This is a genomic window from Pseudomonas fluorescens (assembly GCF_003732425.1).
Taxonomy (GTDB): Bacteria; Pseudomonadota; Gammaproteobacteria; order Pseudomonadales; family Pseudomonadaceae; genus Aquipseudomonas; species Aquipseudomonas fluorescens_BE.
The window spans coordinates 107,198-126,746 of record NZ_MOBX01000002.1 but is presented as its reverse complement, the minus strand read 5'-3'; the positions used below and the strand labels follow the sequence as shown (position 1 = coordinate 126,746).

Sequence of the window (19,549 nt, the reverse complement as noted above, 5' to 3'; positions counted from 1 at the left end):
GGCCGAATGATGTCGGCCCACACTCACTCGTCGTCGTCGAAGTTGTAACTGCCAGGCGCGAGGTTTTCGAAGCGCGTGTATTTGCCGATAAATGCCAGGCGGATAAAACCGATCGGGCCGTTACGCTGTTTGCCGATGATGATTTCGGCAATGCCCTTGTGCTCGGTTTCCGGGTGATACACCTCGTCGCGGTACACGAACATGATCACGTCGGCGTCCTGCTCGATCGCTCCGGATTCGCGCAAGTCGGAGTTCACCGGACGCTTGTTGGGACGCTGTTCGAGGGAACGGTTGAGCTGCGACAGCGCCACCACCGGGCAGTTGAATTCCTTGGCCAGGGCTTTCAGGGATCGCGAGATCTCGGAAATTTCGTTGGTACGGTTGTCACCGCTGGAACCCGGGATCTGCATCAGCTGCAGGTAGTCGATCATGATCAGGCCAACGTCGCCATGTTCACGCACCAGACGCCGGGTCCGCGCACGCATTTCCGACGGGCTGATGCCTGCGGTGTCATCGATGAACAGCTTGCGGTCGTTGAGCAGGTTGACCGCTGAGGTCAGGCGTGGCCAGTCATCGTCCTCCAGTTGACCGGAACGCACCTTGGTCTGGTCGATGCGACCCAGCGAGGAGAGCATACGCATGATCAGCGATTCGCCTGGCATCTCGAGGGAGTACACCAGAACCGCCTTCTCGCTGCGCAACACGGCGTTTTCCACCAGGTTCATCGCAAAGGTGGTTTTACCCATCGATGGACGGCCGGCGACGATGATCAAGTCGGCTGGTTGCAGGCCGCTGGTCTTCTCGTCAAGGTCGGTGTAACCGGTGGACAGGCCGGTAATGGCGTTGTCGGTGTTGAACAGGGTGTCGATGCGGTCGATGGCTTTGGTCAACAGCTCGTTGACGCCGACCGGGCCACCGGTCTTCGGCCGGGCTTCGGCGATCTGGAAGATCTGCCGTTCGGCCTCATCGAGGATTTCTTCAGCGGTACGGCCTTCAGGGTTGAAGGCGCTGTCGGCGATTTCGGTGCTGATGCCGATCAGTTGGCGCAACGTTGCACGCTGGCGGACGATCTGCGCATAGGCCTTGATGTTGGCGACGGACGGCGTGTTTTTCGCCAGCTCACCGAGGTAACCGAGGCCGCCGACCTGCGAGGTCTGCCCTTCCTTGTCCAGTTGCTCGGACAGGGTCACGACGTCGATCGGCATGTTCTGATCGGCCAGCTTGGCGATCGCACGGAAGATCAGACGGTGGTCATGTCGATAGAAATCGCCGTCGGAGACTTGATCGAGCACGCGTTCCCAGGCGTTGTTGTCCAGCATCAGACCACCGAGTACAGCCTGTTCGGCCTCGATGGAATGCGGCGGCACCTTCAGGGCAGCGGTTTGCAGATCGTATTGCTCGGGAGCGGAGATATCGTTCATGGCCACTTGTGTTTGTTTGGAAAAACAGGGAGTTCAGAAAGACAAAGGGCACGACCTGTAAACAGGATCGTGCCCGATGTTAACCGTCTGACGGGCAAGCCGCCAGCCGATCAGGTATTACTTAAGCTGCTACCACGACAACGCGTACGGTGGCTTCAACTTCGGCGTGCAGGTGCACAGCCACGTCGAATTCACCCACGTTGCGGATGGTGCCGTTCGGCAGACGAACTTCGCTCTTCTGCACTTCAACGCCGGAAGCGGTCAGTGCGTCAGCGATGTCGTGAGTACCGATCGAACCGAACAGCTTGCCTTCGTCGCCAGCGGTGGCAGTGATGGTCACTTCCAGCTCGGCCAGTTGGGCAGCACGGCTTTCAGCCGATGCTTTACGGTCTGCGGCAGCTTTTTCCAGCTCAGCACGACGCTCTTCAAACGCAGCCAGGTTGGCAGCAGTTGCAGCGGTAGCTTTGCCGAAAGGCAGCAGGTAGTTACGGCCGTAACCGGCCTTAACGTTTACTTTGTCGCCCAGGTTGCCCAGGTTGGCGATTTTTTCCAGAAGGATCAGTTGCATGTGGAAATCCTCTTAACTTTTAACCTTCACCGTTCGCGTTATCGGTGTCTTTCGACACGTGACGACCGCGAAAATCAATCAGGCTGTCGACAATGGCCAGGACCACGAGCAACGGATAGATCAGCTGCATGAACAACAGCAGTGTGACGTACAACCCCACCAGCCAGAAACCGGCCAGTCGCTTCTGCCCGACCAGCCCGTGAATCAGGGCCAGTCCGGCGAACACCAGCGGTACACTGCACAACGGCGTCAACATGGCCATCTGTGCACCGAGATTCGGGCCCAGAAGCATCAACGCCAGCAGCAACATCGCCGGCCCCAGCGGGATCCGGATGGCGCGAAACTCGCGACCAAAACCACCCGGGTTGTACAACAACGCCTGCCAATGCCGCCCGACAATCAGGCTCAGCACGCTGACGATCTGCAACAGCGCCGCAATCAGTCCGGTCAGGACCGGTGCAATCAGGGACGCGAAACGCGCTTGCTCATCGACCGACAATTGCTTGTAAGTCTCACCGAGAAGCGCCGGCATGACCTTTATCAAGGCCTGCGCGAGCATCTCGATCTGGGCCGCAAACGCTGCCCCGAGCACCACCGAAAACACCACTCCAATCACTACGCTGACCAGCAGCGTACGGACCCAGGACTCACTTGCGCGCAAAACCAACGCAAGTCCCGAAGACCCCAGCAGCACCAGAAGTGCCCGTGGGTCATCGGCATACAACCACCAGATCAACGCCGGCAGCAGCCCCAGAGACAGAACACCCAGGGCGTCCGTCAGTCCGCGCCGCAGCAGCACAAGGCTCCCCGCGGCAGCACCCAACCAATACAACAACGGCAATGTTGCACATCCGGCCACCACGAGAGTGGCCTGCATACGGCCTCGCATGATGAACTCAGCTAAGGCACGCATGCATTCAATCCTTTGCTACTTGTCGACTGCCCGGTCTCAGCGGCCGTGGCTGTCGGTGTAGGCCAGCAGGGCCAGGAAGCGGGCGCGCTTGATAGCGGTGGCCAGCTGACGCTGATAACGAGCTTTGGTACCGGTGATGCGGCTTGGAACGATTTTGCCGGTCTCGGATACGTAGGCTTTCAGAGTGTTGAGATCTTTGTAATCGATCTCTTTCACGTCTTCAGCGGTGAAGCGGCAGAATTTACGACGACGGAAGAAACGTGCCATTTGATAGGCTCCTTAAAAGGTCCGTGGATTACTCGTCAGCGTTATCGCTGTTGTCGCTGTCATCACTATCAACGCTATCAGCGCCTTCGTGCTCAGGACGGTCGCGACGCTCACGGCGCTCACTGCGGTTTTCTTCAGCCTTGAGCATCTCGGACTGGCCAGTAACGGCTTCGTCGCGACGGATGACCAGGTTACGGATCACTGCATCGTTGTAGCGGAAGTTGTCTTCCAGCTCGGCCAGGGCCTTGCCAGTGCACTCAACGTTCAGCATCACGTAGTGAGCCTTGTGAACATTGTTGATTGCGTAGGCCAGTTGACGACGGCCCCAATCTTCCAGACGGTGGATTTTGCCGCCGTCTTCTTCGATCAGCTTGGTGTAACGCTCAACCATGCCGCCGACTTGCTCGCTTTGATCCGGGTGGACCAAAAAGATGATTTCGTAATGACGCATGAATGCTCCTTACGGGTTGTAGCCTGCCGCTCAAAAACGGTCAGACAAGGAGTGAATGACACTTATGGACTTGCTGGCGCGGGGCACATGCGTGCCTGCCGTCACAGCAAGGGGCGCAATTGTAGAGAAGGGACAGGAGAGGTGCAAGGCAATTGGTGAATATTTGAACAATCACCGATCTTCGCCTTCCCACAAAACAATGTAGGAGTGAGCCTGCTCGCGATGAGGGGACAACATTCAACTTTGATGCTGAATGTTGCACCGCTATCGCGAGCAGGCTCACTCCTACAAGGGATTTACAGCAGATCAGGATTTCTTGGCAGTAGCCTTGGCTTTTGCACCGCGCTGACGCTGGGCTTCGAACAGGCAGACGCCGGTCGCTACCGAGACGTTGAGGCTGCTGACGCTACCGGCCATCGGCAGGTTCACCAGATAGTCGCAGTGCTCGCGGGTCAGGCGACGCATGCCTTTGCCTTCGGCGCCCATGATCAGAATGGTCGGGCCAGTCAGGTCCTGGTCATAGATGCTGACCTCGGCCTCACCCGCTGTGCCGACAACCCACAGACCGCGCTGCTGGAGCTTTTCCAGCGTACGGGCAAGGTTGGTCACCGCCACCAGCGGAATCACTTCCGCCGCGCCGCAAGCGACTTTACGCACCACTGGCGTCAAGGTCGCCGACTTGTCTTTCGGCACGATCACCGCCAGCGCACCGGCCGCATCGGCCGAACGCAGACAGGCACCGAGGTTGTGCGGGTCGGTCACGCCGTCGAGCACCAGTAACAACGGCGCGCCTTCCGTACGATCGAGCAGTTCGTCGAGCATGGCTTCGCCCCAGACCTGGCTCGGGCTTACTTCCGCGACCACGCCCTGGTGCACACCCTCAACCCAGGCATCCATTTCGCGACGCTCGGCCTGGCCGACCTGAACACGGTTTTCGTTGGCCAGCTCAACCAGAGTTTGCACGCGCGGATCGTTGCGGCTTTCCGCCAGCCAGATCTGTTTGACGCGTTTCGGGTGGTGACGCAGCAACGCTTCTACCGCGTGAACGCCGTAGATTTTTTCCAACTGACTCATGACTTCGCCTTCGGTTTACGTGCCCCGCCACTTTTGGCTGGAGCGGAACCCGCTTTTGGCGGGCCCTTACGGTGTTTGCTCGGTTTGGCTGGCTTGCCGCCGGAGGCCTTTTCAGGCGCCGACCGCCCGGTCTTTCCCCCGGACGCCGCTTTACCACCGTTTTTGGCATCGGCCAGCAAGGCCTTCTTCATTTCACGGCTTTTGCGCAGTTCGGCGTTTTTCGCCACGGCATCGCTAGGACGATAGGCTTCTGCCGCTTTTTCCTTGGCCGGACGACGGCTGGCGGATTTTGCCGGAGCCTTTTCTTCCGCAACCTTGGCCGCCGGAGCAGCGGTTTCAGCGCCACGTTTTTTGCGACCGATCGGCGCACTGATGGTTTTTTCCGCCATCTCGAAGTCGATCTTGCGTTCGTCGAGGTCGACGCGCATGACCCGCACTTCAACGGTATCGCCGAGACGGAAGCTGCGCCCGGTGCGCTCGCCCGCCAGGCGGTGATGCACAGGATCGAAGTGGTAGTAATCGCCCGGCAGCGCCGTGACGTGGACCAGACCTTCGACGTAGATGTCGGTCAGCTCGACGAACAGGCCGAAACCGGTGACCGCAGTGACCACACCCGGGAACGACTCGCCCACGCGATCCTTCATGAACTCGCACTTGAGCCAGTTCACCACGTCGCGGGTCGCTTCGTCGGCACGGCGCTCGCTCATCGAGCACTGCTCGCCGAGTTGCTCCAGCGCAGCCTCGTCATACGGATAGATGCGTGCCTTCGGAATGGTCATCGCACCGGCACGGCGAACGTGCGGGGTGTCCTGTTTCGAATGGATCACGCTGCGGATCGCGCGGTGCGTCAGCAGGTCCGGGTAACGACGGATCGGCGAAGTGAAGTGGGTATAGGCTTCATAATTCAGGCCGAAGTGGCCGTCGTTTTCAGCGCTGTATACCGCCTGGCTCAGCGAGCGCAGCATGACGGTCTGGATCAGGTGGAAATCCGGACGATCCTTGATGCTCGCCAGCAGTGCCTGATAGTCCTTCGGCGACGGGCCATCCTTGCCTTTGTGCAGGGACAGGCCGAGCTCGCCAAGGAACGCGCGCAGTTTTTCCAGACGCTCCGGCGGCGGACCGGCATGAACGCGGTACAACGCAGGAATTTCGTGCTTCTTGAGGAATTCGGCAGTGGCCACGTTGGCCGCCAGCATGCACTCCTCGATCAGCTTGTGTGCATCGTTGCGGACGGTCGGACGGATTTCGGCAATCTTGCGCTCGGAACCGAAGATGATCCGGGTTTCCTGGGTTTCGAAATCGATCGCGCCACGCACGTGACGGGCCGCCAACAGCACTTTGTACAACGAATAAAGCTGTTTGAGGTGGGGCACGACGTCGGTGTATTCACCACGCAGTTTGCGCGCTTCGGCCACTTTCGGCGTTTCCAGCATCGCGCTGACTTTGTTGTAAGTCAGACGTGCATGGGAATGGATCACCGCTTCATAGAAGCAGTAGTCGGTCATTTCGCCGGACTTGGAGATGGTCATCTCGCAAACCATGGCCAGACGATCGACGTGCGGGTTCAGCGAGCACAGGCCGTTGGACAGCTGCTCAGGCAGCATTGGCACCACGCGCTCGGGGAAGTACACCGAGTTGCCGCGCACCTGGGCTTCGTTGTCCAGCGCCGAGCCGATCTTCACGTAGCTGGAAACGTCGGCAATCGCCACGTACAACTTCCAGCCGCCGGAGAACAGGCGCAGCTTGCCCGGTTTGGCTTCGCAATAAACTGCGTCGTCGAAGTCGCGCGCATCTTCGCCGTCGATGGTGACGAACGGCAGATGGCGCAGGTCGACGCGCTTCTCTTTGTCCTTTTCTTCGACTTCCGGCTTGAGCTTGGCCGCTTCTTTCAGAACGGCCTCAGGCCAGACGTGCGGAATGTCGTAAGTGCGCAGAGCCACATCGATTTCCATGCCCGGCGCCATGTAGTTGCCGACCACTTCAACCACGTCGCCTTGCGGCTGGAAGCGCGGCGTTGGCCAGTGGGTGATTTTCACCTCGACGAACTGACCGATCTGCGCGTTGGCGTTGCGGCCCGGAGTGACCAGCACTTCCTGCTGGATTTTCGGGTTGTCCGCAACGACGAAGCCGATACCGCCTTCTTCAAAGTAGCGGCCGACGATGGTTTCGTGCGCACGGGACACCACTTCGACGATCACGCCTTCACGGCGACCGCGACGGTCGAGACCGGACACACGTGCCAACGCACGGTCGCCATCGAATACCAGACGCATTTGCGCCGGGCTCATGAACAGATCGTCGCTGCCATCGTCCGGCACCAGGAAACCGAAACCGTCACGGTGACCGCTGATGCGACCGAGGATCAGGTCGAGCTTGTCGACCGGCGCGTAAGTGCCACGGCGGGTGTAGATCAGTTGAGCGTCGCGCTCCATGGCGCGCAGACGGCGGCGCAGGGCTTCGATCTGGTCTTCTGTGGTCAGACCAAACTCTTCCACCAACTGCTCGCGGGCAGCAGGCGAACCCCGATCGGCGAGGTGCGCCAGGATCAGTTCGCGGCTAGGAATAGGGTTTTCATATTTTTCCGCTTCACGAGCGGCCTCGGGATCGAGGGACTGCCAATCGGCCATTAGAGAGTTTTCACCTTGTCTATATACGGGTTAGTTTGGCATAGGCGCCATGAAACGGGAAATTTCCCACTCTATAAGCCCCAACAGAGGCCCTGTAGCGACGCTTGAAAGCCCTTTTGAACACCGCTGGTAAAAAAAATCATGTTTTTTGCTGACAGGGGTTTACAGTTAAAAAGACGCTCCGTATAGTGCGCGCCATCGACGACGCACAAGCGCTGCCGATACTGCCCAGATGGTGAAATTGGTAGACACGCCAGCTTCAGGTGCTGGTGACCTTACGGTCGTGGAAGTTCGAGTCTTCTTCTGGGCACCAATTTCGAGTTTGAGACTAGATCAGTTTCAGCACTCACACAAAACCCGCGAAAGCGGGTTTTTTGCATTCTAAGCCCGGGTTTTCTTAAAACTGATTTATTAAAATTAAATCAGGGGTTTACAGATCAAAACGCGCTCCGTATAGTGCGCCACATCAACAGCGGCAACGCTCGCGATGATTGCCCAGATGGTGAAATTGGTAGACACGCCAGCTTCAGGTGCTGGTGACCTTACGGTCGTGGAAGTTCGAGTCTTCTTCTGGGCACCAATTCAAATTCAAGGTTACGGCCTTGGATTTCACAGAAACCCGCGAAAGCGGGTTTTTGCGTTTCTGCCTTCCAGAAATAGTTTATCGCCCCTCATCTGTAGGAGCTGAGGAGTGAACCGAGGCTGCGAGCTTTTGATCTGAAACAAACAAGATCAAAAGATCGCAGCCTCCGGCAGCTCCTACAGGAACGCACACCCTCTCGCAAGGCGCACTTGAGAAACAATATCGTTTATCATTGTTGCAAGTTTTTGCAATGCGACAGTGAGGAACCCTGCGAATGACGTTTCGAAATACCCTGCGCCGAGGCTTGACCTTCACCCTCCTCGGCCTGGCGCTCGCCACTCCCCTCACCCAGGCTGCCGATGCGGTTTCCCTGACTCTCTACAACGGCCAGCACAAGGAAGTCGGCGACGCGATCGCCAAAGCCTTCGAAGCCAAGACCGGCATTCACGTCAACGTGCGCAAAGGCAGCAGCAATCAGCTCGCCAGCCAGATCATCGAAGAAGGCGACCGCTCCCCTGCCGATGTCATCTACACCGAAGAATCGCCGCCGCTGAACAATCTAGGCGAACAAGGCCTGCTGGCCAAGGCCGATGACGCCACCCTGGCCGTACTGCCGGAAAAATACGTCGCAGCTAACGGCACCTGGATCGGCGTGACTGCCCGGGTTCGCGTCGTCGCCTTCAACCCTAAGCTGATCGATGAAAAAGACCTGCCGAAATCAGTGTTGGAGTTCTCCGAACCGCAGTGGCAAGGCAAAGTCGGCTTCGTCCCGACCAGCGGCGCGTTCCAGGAACAGGCCGTGGCGATCATCAAGATGCACGGTCGCGACGCCGCCGAAGAATGGCTGACCGGCCTGCGCGCTTTCGGCAAGACCTACAGCAACAACATGGTTGCGCTCAAAGCCGTGGAAAACGGCGAAGTCGCCACCGTGCTGGTGAACAACTACTACTGGTTCGCCCTGCAGCGCGAGAAAGGCAAACTCGACTCGAAACTGCATTACTTCACCGGCGGTGACGTCGGCGGCTTGATTACCGTGTCCAGCGCTGCCGTGCTGAAGTCCAGCAAACATCCAAAAGAAGCCCAGCAATTCCTTGCCTACATGGCCAGCGAAGAAGGTCAGCGCGTGATCACTCAGACCACCGCCGAATACCCGCTGCATAAAGGCATGGAATCGGATCGCGGACTCAAGCCGTTCAGCGAACTGGAAGCACCGAACGTGACGCCAGCCGATCTGGGCAATGCTGAAGAAGCGCTGGAGCTGGAACGCGAAGTTGGCTTGAACTGATGGCCGCATCGTTATCCGCCCCCGCCATGCGCGGGGGTTACGTGCCAAAACGCAAACGGCCGTCAATCTGGCTGGTACTGCCGGTGTTGTTGCTGGTGGTGCTGAGTCTGTTGCCGCTGGCCTACGTCGGACTCAAAGCCTGGCAGGCCGGGTGGGCCGAAGCGCTGCATTTGTTGTGGCGCCCGTATGTATTCGGCCTGCTGCGTAACACCCTGGCGTTGATGGTTGGCGTGACGATCACCTGCGGCGTGATTGGCCTGTCACTGGCCTGGTTGCTGGAGCGCAGCAATTTGCCGGGGCGACGTCTGTGGGGCGTGGTTCTGTGCCTGCCGTTCGCGGTGCCGGCGTTTGTCAGCAGCTTCACCTGGGTCTCTTTGAGCGCGCAGTTCGAAGGGCTTGGCGGGGCGATTCTGGTGATGAGCCTGTCCAAGTATCCGCTGATCTTCCTGCCGGTGGCGGCGACGCTGCGCAATCTCGACCCCTCCCTCGAAGAATCGGCCCGCACCCTTGGGCAGAATCGCTGGGGCGTGTTTTTCCGCGTCACCTTGCCGCTGCTCTGGCCGTCGCTATTGGCCGGTTCGCTGCTGATTGCCTTGCACATGCTAGTGGAATTCGGCGCACTGTCGATCATTGGCCTGCAAACCTTCACCACGGCGATCTATCAGCAATTCGAACTGGAATTCAGCAACGCCAACGCAGCAATGTTGTCGGCCGTCTTGCTGGCGCTGTGTCTGGTGCTGTTGTGGCTGGAACTGCGCGTACGCGGCAAAGGCCGACATGTGCGCACCGGGCAAGGCGCGGCGCGTCAGGCTGAACAGGTTCGACTGGGGCCTTGGACAGCGGTCGGTCAGTTGTATTGCCTGCTGCTGGCGGTCGTCGGTAGCGGAATTCCGCTGGGGATGTTGGCGTATTGGCTGGCGGTTGGATCGTCGGCAGCGTTCCCGGTCGCAGCGATCACTGAAGCGCTGTTTTCTTCTTTGGCGCTGTCTCTTGGCGGCGCCGCATTGTGCCTGGTGCTGGCCGTGCCGGTGGGATTGCTGGTGGTGCGTTACAAAGGTCGACTGGCGATCTGGGCCGAGCGCTTGCCGTATCTGCTGCACGCACTGCCGGGCCTGGTGATTGCGCTGACGCTGGTGTATTTCGCCCTGCATTACGTGCCGGCGCTCTACCAGACCTCAGGGCTGCTGCTGATCGCTTATGCGCTGCTGTTTCTGCCACTGGCGCAGGCACCGATTCGCACGGCGCTGAACAAGGCTGCGCCACAGCTGGAAGAGGCTGCACGCACGCTGGGCGCGTCTTCGTTCACGGCGTTCTGTCGGGTGACATTACCGATTATCTTCCCGGCTTTGGGTGCAGCGTTTGCGTTGGTGTTTCTGGATGCGATGAAGGAATTGACGGCGACGTTACTGTTGAGTCCGACCGGGCTGAACACCTTGGCGACCGAGGTCTGGGCGCATACCGCGAACGTCGAATTTGCGGCGGCGGCGCCTTATGCGGCGTTGTTGATTGTGGTTTCCGGACTACCGGTTTATCTGCTGACGACCCGGATGTATCTGAGCCGCTGACACCGCTTTCGCGAGCAGGCTCGCTCCCACATTTTGACCGAGTCCCATCAGAGGAATGCGATCTAATGTGGGAGCGAGCCTGCTCGCGAAGAGGCCCGCCCAGACAGCCTCAAGCCCTGAACTGCCCCAGACTCGCCTTCAGCTGCGCCGCCAAACCATCCAGCACCTTGCCACTGGCCGTGGTCTCCACCACCGCCTGCGCTGCTTTCTCGGCTTGCGCATGAATCGTCTCGACGCGCCCACGCACAGCCTGCGCACCTTGCGCCTGATGTGCAGCCGCTTGTGTCGCCAGGCCAATCGCCGCATGCACTTGCTCGACCGACGCCTGCACTGACTGCTGCAACCGCGCACTGTCGCGCAACACCAACAAACCTTCGCTGGCCTGACGCCCGGCCTGACCGATCGCCTCGACCGCCTCGCGGGCGCCCTGCTGCAACGCGACGATGTGCGCCTGAATATCGCCCGTGGAGCTTTGTGTCTTGCTCGCCAACGCTCGTACTTCATCGGCCACCACGGCAAAGCCACGCCCGGTCTCACCGGCACGCGCCGCTTCGATAGCCGCGTTAAGCGCCAGCAGGTTGGTCTGCTCGGCAATCCCGTGAATCACCGTCAATACCACTTCAATCTGCTCGCTCTGCTGCGCCAGGCGCTCAATGACTTTCGCCCCGGTATCGACTTGCCCCGCCAGCGCCTCGATCAGGCTGCCGACCTTGGCGGAAGTCCGGGTGTTTTCGTCGGTAGCCTGGCGAATATCCACAACCTGCTTCAACGCCGCTTGCATCGCATGGCTTTCCGACTGCGCCTCGTCGGCCATTTGCGACAGCGCACGCAGGCTCTCCGCCACTTCATCACGCTGCATGCCCGCCGCCGCATCGGCACCAGCATTGCGCAGGGTCATGGCGCCGATTTCCACACCGGTACGTTGGGCGACATCGCCAGCCTCGCGCACGATCGGCTGCAACTTATCCACAAAGCGATTGACCGCCGAGGCCATGTCGCCGATTTCGTCTTTGCTGTTGATCTGCACGCGCTTGGTCAGGTCGCCCTCGCCCGCCGCCAAGTCATCCATCGCGGCGTTGAGCATCTTCAGACGATTGACCACGCGATGGCCGAGCACGACTGCCAACAACAGCAACACGCCGCAGCCGACCAACGCCAGGCCCATGCCGATCCGCCAACGCAGGGTTGCTGCAGCTTCCTGAACGGTATTGGCGGTGTTGGCTTTCATCTCGACGGCCGTTGACTGTGCCGATTGCAGGCGCGCCTGCATGGCCTTGGCACTGTCCGCGGCAGCGCCTTTCAGGCTGTCGCCGACCAGTTGATCACTGCTGGCGATCAACGCCGAGAAGCGCTTGTCCAGTGCCGCCAGATCGGTTTCCACCGAGGCCGTCGAAACGCCCATCAGCACCTTGCCGATTTCCACGCCATTGGGATTGATCGAGGCCTCAAGGTAGTAAACCGACGGATCGTTTTTCGCCGCATCCAGCACTTTATCCAGCGCACGCTCGCCCTGACCTTTTTCCAGCAGGGCCTTGTTGATCGGATTTTCGCGATTGAGATAGCGGGTCAGGTGCTGGCCGGTGGCATCGTCATACACCACAAACAACACATTGGGATTGCGCTGGGCGCGGCGGGCGAACTCGGAGAGGGTCGGCACGTCGCTGTCCCACATGGCTCGCGGCGCTACCGAGGCGAGCAATTGCGCCATGTCATTGGCCGAATCTTTCAGATCCTTTTCCAGCGTCGCACGCAGTTGCGCCTGCTCTTCTTTCAGACGCGAAGACAGGCCGACGGTAAGTCGCTGGCGGGTACTGGCAGACAAAGCATCGAGGCTCGACGTGACTTCACGCCCGGCTTGCTCCAGCTCGCCGGAGAGTTTCTGGCTGTCGGCGCCCAGGCGCACCGCCAAATCAGCTTCCAGCGCGGTGACGGTGCTCCGCGTCAGGGCAACGGCCACCAACACCTGCACCAAAAGGGCGATACCAAGGGTAACGAACACGGGCCGCAACAAACGGCTTTGTAACAGTGAGAGAACGGCCGACACTGTGAATACCTCTACTTCTGACGCCATTAATTTGATGGCACTCTTGTAGACAGATTCACAGCAAAGGTCATGCCGTCCAACAGGCATAAACGACAAAGGCCCCGATTAAGGGGCCTTTGTGTTTTTACATCAACGACTTATCAAGCAAACGGATGACGCAGAACGATGGTTTCGTTGCGGTCCGGGCCCGTCGAAATAATGTCGATCGGCGCGCCGATCAGCTCTTCAACGCGTTTGATGTAGGCACGAGCGTTAGCTGGCAGCTCTTCCAGGGTCTTGGCGCCCACGGTCGATTCGGTCCAGCCTGGCACTTCTTCGTACACAGGCTGCAGGCCTACGTAGCTGTCAGCGTCGGTCGGAGCAACAGCGTTGCCTTGTGCATCTTTGTAGCCGGTGCAGATGTTGATGGTTTCCAGACCGTCGAGTACGTCCAGCTTGGTCAGGCAGATACCCGAGATGCTGTTCACATCGATAGCGCGACGTAAGATAACGGCGTCGAACCAGCCGCAACGACGGGCACGGCCGGTGGTCGCACCGAACTCGTGACCTTGCTTGGCCAGATGCGCACCGACGTCGTCAAACAGCTCAGTCGGGAACGGACCCGAACCTACGCGAGTGGTGTAAGCCTTGGTGATGCCCAGGATGTAGTCGAGGAACATCGGGCCAACACCGGAACCGGTCGCCACGCCACCAGCGGTGGTGTTGGAGCTGGTCACGTACGGGTAGGTGCCGTGGTCGATGTCGAGCAACGAACCCTGGGCGCCTTCGAACATGATGTCTTTGCCGGCGCGACGCAGGTCGTGCAGCTCAGCCGTCACGTCGAGCATCAGCGGCTTCAGCAGCTCGGCGTATTCCTTGCACTCGGCCAGGGTTTTCTCGAACTCGATGGCCGGCTCTTTGTAGTAACCGACCAGCATGAAGTTGTGGTAATCCACCAGTTCACGCAGCTTGTCTTCAAAGCGCGGCATGTTGAGCAGGTCGCCAACACGCAGGCCACGACGGGCAACCTTGTCTTCGTAAGCCGGGCCGATGCCGCGACCGGTAGTACCGATCTTCAGCTCGCCACGGGCCTTTTCACGGGCCTGGTCCAGCGCCACGTGGAAGGACAGGATCAGCGGGCAGGACGGGCTGATACGCAGACGCTCACGCACCGGTACGCCTTTCTCTTCCAGCTTGGTGATCTCGCGCAGCAGGGCGTCAGGTGCAACCACCACGCCGTTGCCGATCAGGCACTGCACGCCTTCGCGCAGTACGCCCGACGGGATCAGGTGCAGGACGGTTTTTTCGCCGTCGATCACCAATGTGTGGCCAGCGTTGTGGCCACCTTGGTAGCGCACTACGGCGGCAGCATGTTCGGTCAGCAGATCAACGATCTTGCCTTTGCCCTCATCACCCCATTGGGTGCCCAGGACTACGACATTCTTACCCATAACACTTGTCCTCATTCGCGCAAACTTGGTGCCGGCGATGGCCGGCAGGAAAACTCAAGAAGCCAGTGGCGATACTTGCCAAAGCCCGTTCTGCTGAATCAATTGCCGGTCGCAGTCCGCATCACGGGCGGCGGCCAAAGGTTGTCCAGGCAAGGCCTGAACGACACGCTGACCCTCACTGCGCAACTGGCAAACCTGCTGCCAGAGTGCCGCATCCGTACTGTCAGGCATCCAGATACCGCCAGACGGTAGCTCGATCTCAGCACGCCCCAGGGTCACCAGGGTTTTCAAATCGGTGGAGAAGCCTGTCGCTGGACGGGCGCGACCGAAGTCGGCACCGATGTCGTCATAGCGACCGCCTTGAGCGATGGACTGGCCAACGCCCGGCACGAACACCGCAAACACCACACCGGTGTGGTAGTGGTAGCCGCGCAGCTCACCCAGGTCGAAGTACAACGGCAGCTCCGGGAAACGCGCCGACAAGCGCTCGGCGATCGCCAGCAAATCTTCCAGTGCCGCCAGCACCGGCGCCGGCGCATTGGCCAGACGCTCGCGGGCAGCGCTCAACACTTCACGGCCGCCACACAGGTCAACCAGCGCCCGCAGCATGCCGGACAGGTCGGCCGGCAAGCCTTCGGTCAAGGTAATGACCTCGTCGATGGCCTTGCGTTGCAATGCATCGAACAACTGCTGCTCGACTTCACCGGACAGACCGGCGGCACGCGCCAGACCACGGTAGATGCCGACATGACCGAGGTCCATATGCACATCCGGCACATCGGCCAGTTGCAGCATGGCCAGCATCAGGCTGATCACTTCAACGTCGCTGCTCGGGCTGGCATCGCCGTACAGCTCGGCGCCCAACTGGATCGGGCTGCGCGAGGACGACAGTGCACGCGGCTGGGCATGCAGCACGCTGCCGGCGTAGCACAGACGGCTTGGGCCTTCGCGACGCAGGGTGTGCGCATCGATGCGTGCCACTTGCGGCGTGATGTCGGCACGGAAACCCATCTGCCGGCCCGATTGCGGGTCGATGACCTTGAAGGTACGCAGATCCAGGTCCTGGCCCGCGCCGGTCAGCAGGGATTCCAGGTACTCGATATGGGGAGTCACGACAAACTCGTAACCCCAGCTCTGGAACAGATCCAACACCTGACGACGCGCAACTTCAATGCGCGCCGCTTCTGGTGGCAGTACTTCTTCGATGCCATCTGGCAGCAGCCAGCGGTCTACCGTTGCCATTACGCCATTCCCCTTTGATCCGGGCGGCCAGCCTGCGGGCGAGCCTTGAGTGAAGCAGAAAATGACCGACCCGTTCAAAACGCACGCGCATGAACGACGCGGCGAAAGGCCTGTTACCGGCTTCGCCCATCACTTTCCTCGAAATACTCTCGGGCCATTCAACCCGATGCCTGCAACAAAAAACAGCAATCAAACGTGCAGACGCAAAAAAGCCGGGAATTTCCCGGCTGCCGCATCATACACACGTTTTCCCAAAGGATCACCCCGCCCGAGGTTTTAGCCGCCGGGCGGAATGATTCAGGTCAACGGCGTATCAAGGCTTGGACTTTTCCAGGTAACGGAAAAAGTCGCTGCTTGGGTCGAGGACCAGTACGTCGGACTTGTTCGCGAAGCTTTCACGGTAGGCGCGCAGGCTACGGTAGAAACCGTAGAACTCCTGATCCTGACCGTAGGCCTTGGAGTAGATCGCAGCGGCCTGGGCGTCGCCATCACCGCGAATCTCTTCAGATTCACGATAGGCTTCAGCCAGCAACACGCGGCGCTGACGATCGGCGTCGGCACGAATGCCTTCAGCCAGCTCGTTACCCTTGGCGCGGTGCTCGCGAGCTTCACGCTCACGCTCGGTACTCATACGTTCGAACACGCTGCGGTTTACTTCTTTCGGCAAGTCGATGGTCTTGACCCGGACATCGACGACTTCGATCCCCAGCTCTTTCTCCGCCATCTTGTTCAGCGAGGCAGTGATGTCAGCCATCAATGCGTCACGCTCACCCGACACCACTTCGTGCAGGGTGCGCTTGCCGAACTGGTCACGCAGACCGGATTCCAGACGACGGGACAGACGCTCGTCGGCGATTTGCTTGAGGCCGGAAGTTGCGGTGTAGAAGCGCTCGGCATCTTTCACGCGCCACTTGGCGTAGGCATCGACCATCACGGCTTTCTTTTCCAGGGTCAGGAAACGCTGCGTCGGTGCATCCAGCGTCATCAGACGTGCGTCGAATTTACGCACCTGGTTAACGTAAGGCACTTTCACATGCAGACCTGGCTGAACATCCGCCTGCACCACACGACCGAATTGCAGCAACACCGCACGCTCGGTCTGAGCCACGATGTAGAAGCAGTTCCAGCCCACCAGTACCACGACAACGCCAACGATCAGGGCGATCAGCGATTTATTGCTCATCAGCGGGTCTCCCTTGTGCGCGACTGCGGAACGTCAGTGACGTGTGGCGTGACATCCGTGTTGCTGGCGGCGGACGAACCGGTGACCGGCGCATTGCCGCCCGAACTGTTCTGAATCATTTTGTCCAACGGCAGATAAAGCAGGTTGCTCTGGCCGTCTTTATTACCGGTCACGAGTACCTTGCTGGTATTGCTGAAGACTTCCTGCATGGTGTCCAGGTACAGACGCTGGCGGGTCACTTCAGGTGCCTTGCGATACTCGGCGACCAGTTTGGTAAAGCGATCGGCTTCACCCTTGGCGCGCGAGACCGTTTCGTCGCGGTAACCGTTGGCATCTTCGAGGATGCGCTGGGCCTGACCACGGGCTTCCGGCACGACGCCGTTGGCGTAGGTTTCAGCCTGGTTGCGCGAACGCTGCTCGTCTTCACGGGCGCGGATCACGTCATCGAAGGCTTCCTGCACTTCACGCGGTGCCGCTGCGCTCTGTACGTTGACCTGAGTGACGGTGATACCGGTGCGATAGGTATCGAGGAAGCGTTGCAGACGCTCCTTGATTTCGCTGGCCATCAATTCACGACCTTCCGTCAGCACCTGATCCATGGCGGTAGAACCCACCACGTGGCGCAGGGCGCTGTCGGTCGCATGCTGCAGGCTGATTTCCGGCTGATCGACGTTCAGCACGAAGTCCTGCAGGTTGCTGATCTTGTACTGCACGGTCAGCGGCACTTCGACGATGTTCTCGTCTTCGGTCAGCATCTGGCCCTGCTTGGTGTACGCACGCTCACGCGTAACGTTTTCCATGTACTTTTTATCGATCGGCGGGAAGTAGATGTTCAGGCCGGGGCCGACAGTCTCGTAGTACTTGCCGAAGCGCAGCACCACTGCCTGCTCCTGCTCGTCGACCACGTAGACCGCGCTGTACAGCCAGACAGCCGCCAGCACGACGAGGCCGATGCCGAGCAGACCGCCGAAGCCGCCACCACTCCTGCCCGAACCACCGCCATCATCACCACCGCGTTTCTTACCACCACCGAACAACCCGTTCAGGCTTTCCTGCAGCTTTCGGAAGGCCTCGTCGAGATCCGGTGGCCCCTTGCGGTCGCCGTTATTGCGGCGTTTGCCACCCCAAGGATCCTGATTATTCGAGTTGCCACCCGGCTCATTCCAAGCCATAGCGCTCTCCATCTGATAAAGCAAAGACGCACCCACGGCGCGCCGACCAATGCTACAGAATGCCTGCCGTTGCGGCACAACCGCTTTTTCAGGCTTTTATTGCAAAGTGTGTTGCTCGATGAATTCCATCGGCTGCAATCCTTCGCGGCTTACCAGTCGATTCAGCTCGACACGGGGCAAACGAACGGCCAGCAGACTGATGCCTTCTTCGTCGTGCTCTTCTTTCTGCACCGCACCGAGTTCGAAAAACTGCGCACGCAGTCGGGCGAATCGTTGCGGCAAGCGCAATGTGCCGATGAACAAATCACTGCCGAGTAATTCGGCGATGGCTTGTTCAAGCAATTCCAGACCACTGCCATCACGTGCCGAAAGCCAGACCCGCTGAGGCTTGCCGTTTTCGTCGCGCTGGATTTGTGGCTCAACGCCTTCAAGCAAATCGAGTTTGTTATAGACCTCGAGTATCGGCAAGTCCTGGGCACCAATCTCGCCCAGCACCACCATCACCTGCTCGATTTGCAGCATGCGATCCGGTTCCGCCGCATCAATCACGTGCAACAACAGGTCGGAGTTGGCCGACTCTTCGAGGGTAGACCGAAATGCCTCGACAAGCTTGTGTGGCAGATGACGAATGAAGCCCACTGTGTCCGCCAGAACAATCGGCCCCAGGTCGTCCAGATCCAGACGGCGCAGGGTCGGGTCCAGCGTAGCGAACAACTGGTCGGCCGCGTACACGTCGGATTTCGTCACGTTGTTGAAGAGTGTCGACTTACCGGCGTTGGTGTATCCCACCAGAGACACGGTAGGGATATCCGCACGGGAGCGGCCACGTCGCGATTGCTCGCGCTGGCTGCGCACCTTCTCCAGCCGGCCCTTAATCTGGCGCAGGCGGACCCGCAGCAAACGGCGGTCGGTTTCGAGCTGGGTTTCACCCGGGCCACGCATGCCGATGCCGCCACCCTGACGCTCAAGGTGAGTCCAGCCGCGAACCAGGCGGGTGCTCATGTGGTCAAGCTGGGCCAGTTCGACCTGGAGCTTGCCTTCATGGGTACGGGCGCGCTGGGCGAAAATATCGAGAATCAGACCGGTACGGTCGATCACGCGACACTCGAAAACACGTTCGAGGTTACGTTCCTGACTGGGCGTGAGGATGTGATTGAAAATCACCAGATCGGCTTCTTCAGCTTTGACCAGGTCGCGCAATTCCTCGACCTTGCCGCTGCCAATCAGGTATTTGGCGGTTGGCCGATGACGCGGCACGTTAAAAAACGCAACGGTCTCGGCGCCGGCCGAATTAGCCAATTCCTGAAACTCCTGCGGATCTTCGCGCGCCTCAGGGTCCTGTCCATCCAAGTGAACGAGGATCACTCGTTCACCACCACCGTGGCGCTCAAAGAACAAAGGAGACTCCTATCAGGCGTTACCTGGCTCAGCGTCACCTGCTTCGGATTCGGTTGCGCTTGGCAGACGAATTGGACGAACCGGCACTACTGTCGAGATAGCGTGTTTGTAAACCATTTGGCTCACGGTGTTTTTCAGCAGGATGACGAACTGGTCGAACGACTCGATCGTGCCTTGCAGTTTGATACCGTTGACCAGGTAGATGGAAACCCCAACTTTCTCTTTACGTAAAGTATTCAAGTAAGGGTCTTGTAGCGAATGCCCTTTTGACATGTGCCGCACTCCTTTAAGGATTCAATAATAAAAAATAGGTAATTCAGATGGCT

Annotated in this window: 16 protein-coding genes and 2 tRNA genes; 4 read left to right on the top strand and 14 right to left on the bottom strand. The window is 59.4% G+C overall.

Annotated elements, in window-relative coordinates:
• Positions 1-23 precede the first annotated feature (23 nt).
• The 7 genes from dnaB to rnr all read right to left on the bottom strand — a co-directional run bounded on the left by dnaB (position 24) and on the right by rnr (position 7,321).
• Complete coding sequence (gene dnaB, locus BK670_RS02065) at positions 24-1,421, bottom strand: replicative DNA helicase (protein ID WP_008016882.1); 1,398 nt, start codon at positions 1,419-1,421, stop codon at positions 24-26.
• 121 nt (positions 1,422-1,542) lie between these two features.
• A complete protein-coding gene (rplI, locus tag BK670_RS02060; protein WP_003221136.1) occupies positions 1,543-1,989 on the bottom strand; it encodes a 50S ribosomal protein L9 in 447 nt (148 codons plus the stop codon).
• 19 nt (positions 1,990-2,008) lie between these two features.
• Positions 2,009-2,902 (bottom strand): hypothetical protein, encoded by an 894-nt coding sequence (locus BK670_RS02055; protein ID WP_016983782.1) that lies wholly within the window; start codon positions 2,900-2,902, stop codon positions 2,009-2,011.
• Between the two features lie 36 nt (positions 2,903-2,938).
• Positions 2,939-3,169 (bottom strand): 30S ribosomal protein S18, encoded by a 231-nt coding sequence (gene rpsR / locus BK670_RS02050; protein ID WP_002551829.1) that lies wholly within the window; start codon positions 3,167-3,169, stop codon positions 2,939-2,941.
• A 28-nt stretch (positions 3,170-3,197) separates the two neighbouring features.
• On the bottom strand, positions 3,198-3,620 hold the full coding sequence (gene rpsF, locus BK670_RS02045) for a 30S ribosomal protein S6 (RefSeq protein ID WP_025111846.1): 423 nt from the start codon (positions 3,618-3,620) through the stop codon (positions 3,198-3,200).
• 306 nt (positions 3,621-3,926) lie between these two features.
• Entirely contained in the window at positions 3,927-4,694 is a 768-nt protein-coding gene (gene rlmB / locus BK670_RS02040) for a 23S rRNA (guanosine(2251)-2'-O)-methyltransferase RlmB (protein ID WP_095180954.1), read from the bottom strand.
• The gene (rnr, locus tag BK670_RS02035) at positions 4,691-7,321 is read right to left on the bottom strand and encodes a ribonuclease R (protein ID WP_123448400.1); all 2,631 of its coding nucleotides are present in this window, start codon (positions 7,319-7,321) and stop codon (positions 4,691-4,693) included. The genes rlmB and rnr overlap by 4 nt, the downstream gene beginning before the upstream one ends.
• A 226-nt stretch (positions 7,322-7,547) precedes the next feature.
• Between rnr and BK670_RS02030 the strand changes: the two genes are divergently transcribed.
• From BK670_RS02030 to BK670_RS02015, 4 genes are all read left to right on the top strand, one after another.
• A tRNA-Leu gene (locus tag BK670_RS02030) sits at positions 7,548-7,634 on the top strand.
• Between the two features lie 180 nt (positions 7,635-7,814).
• Positions 7,815-7,901, top strand: a tRNA-Leu gene (locus tag BK670_RS02025).
• 277 nt (positions 7,902-8,178) lie between these two features.
• Positions 8,179-9,189, top strand: a complete 1,011-nt coding sequence (locus BK670_RS02020; RefSeq protein ID WP_123448399.1) for an extracellular solute-binding protein — start codon at positions 8,179-8,181, stop codon at positions 9,187-9,189.
• Complete coding sequence (locus tag BK670_RS02015; protein ID WP_123448398.1) at positions 9,189-10,754, top strand: ABC transporter permease; 1,566 nt, start codon at positions 9,189-9,191, stop codon at positions 10,752-10,754. Before BK670_RS02020 ends, BK670_RS02015 begins: the two co-directional genes overlap by 1 nt.
• Positions 10,755-10,863: 109 nt before the next feature.
• Here BK670_RS02015 and BK670_RS02010 read toward each other — a convergent pair whose 3' ends face one another.
• The 7 genes from BK670_RS02010 to hfq form a co-directional block, all read right to left on the bottom strand.
• The gene (locus BK670_RS02010) at positions 10,864-12,798 is read right to left on the bottom strand and encodes a methyl-accepting chemotaxis protein (RefSeq protein ID WP_123448521.1); all 1,935 of its coding nucleotides are present in this window, start codon (positions 12,796-12,798) and stop codon (positions 10,864-10,866) included.
• A gap of 140 nt (positions 12,799-12,938) precedes the next feature.
• On the bottom strand, positions 12,939-14,228 hold the full coding sequence (locus tag BK670_RS02005) for an adenylosuccinate synthase (protein WP_003221122.1): 1,290 nt from the start codon (positions 14,226-14,228) through the stop codon (positions 12,939-12,941).
• A 54-nt stretch (positions 14,229-14,282) separates the two neighbouring features.
• The gene (locus tag BK670_RS02000) at positions 14,283-15,470 is read right to left on the bottom strand and encodes an ATP phosphoribosyltransferase regulatory subunit (protein WP_007915833.1); all 1,188 of its coding nucleotides are present in this window, start codon (positions 15,468-15,470) and stop codon (positions 14,283-14,285) included.
• Positions 15,471-15,783: 313 nt separating this feature from the next.
• Entirely contained in the window at positions 15,784-16,653 is an 870-nt protein-coding gene (gene hflC / locus BK670_RS01995) for a protease modulator HflC (protein WP_123448397.1), read from the bottom strand.
• On the bottom strand, positions 16,653-17,825 hold the full coding sequence (gene hflK / locus BK670_RS01990) for an FtsH protease activity modulator HflK (protein WP_123448396.1): 1,173 nt from the start codon (positions 17,823-17,825) through the stop codon (positions 16,653-16,655). Before hflK ends, hflC begins: the two co-directional genes overlap by 1 nt.
• 96 nt (positions 17,826-17,921) lie before the next feature.
• Complete coding sequence (hflX, locus tag BK670_RS01985) at positions 17,922-19,223, bottom strand: ribosome rescue GTPase HflX (RefSeq protein WP_123448395.1); 1,302 nt, start codon at positions 19,221-19,223, stop codon at positions 17,922-17,924.
• 12 nt (positions 19,224-19,235) lie between these two features.
• Positions 19,236-19,496 (bottom strand): RNA chaperone Hfq, encoded by a 261-nt coding sequence (gene hfq, locus BK670_RS01980; RefSeq protein ID WP_007902656.1) that lies wholly within the window; start codon positions 19,494-19,496, stop codon positions 19,236-19,238.
• Between the last annotated feature and the right edge of the window lie 53 nt (positions 19,497-19,549).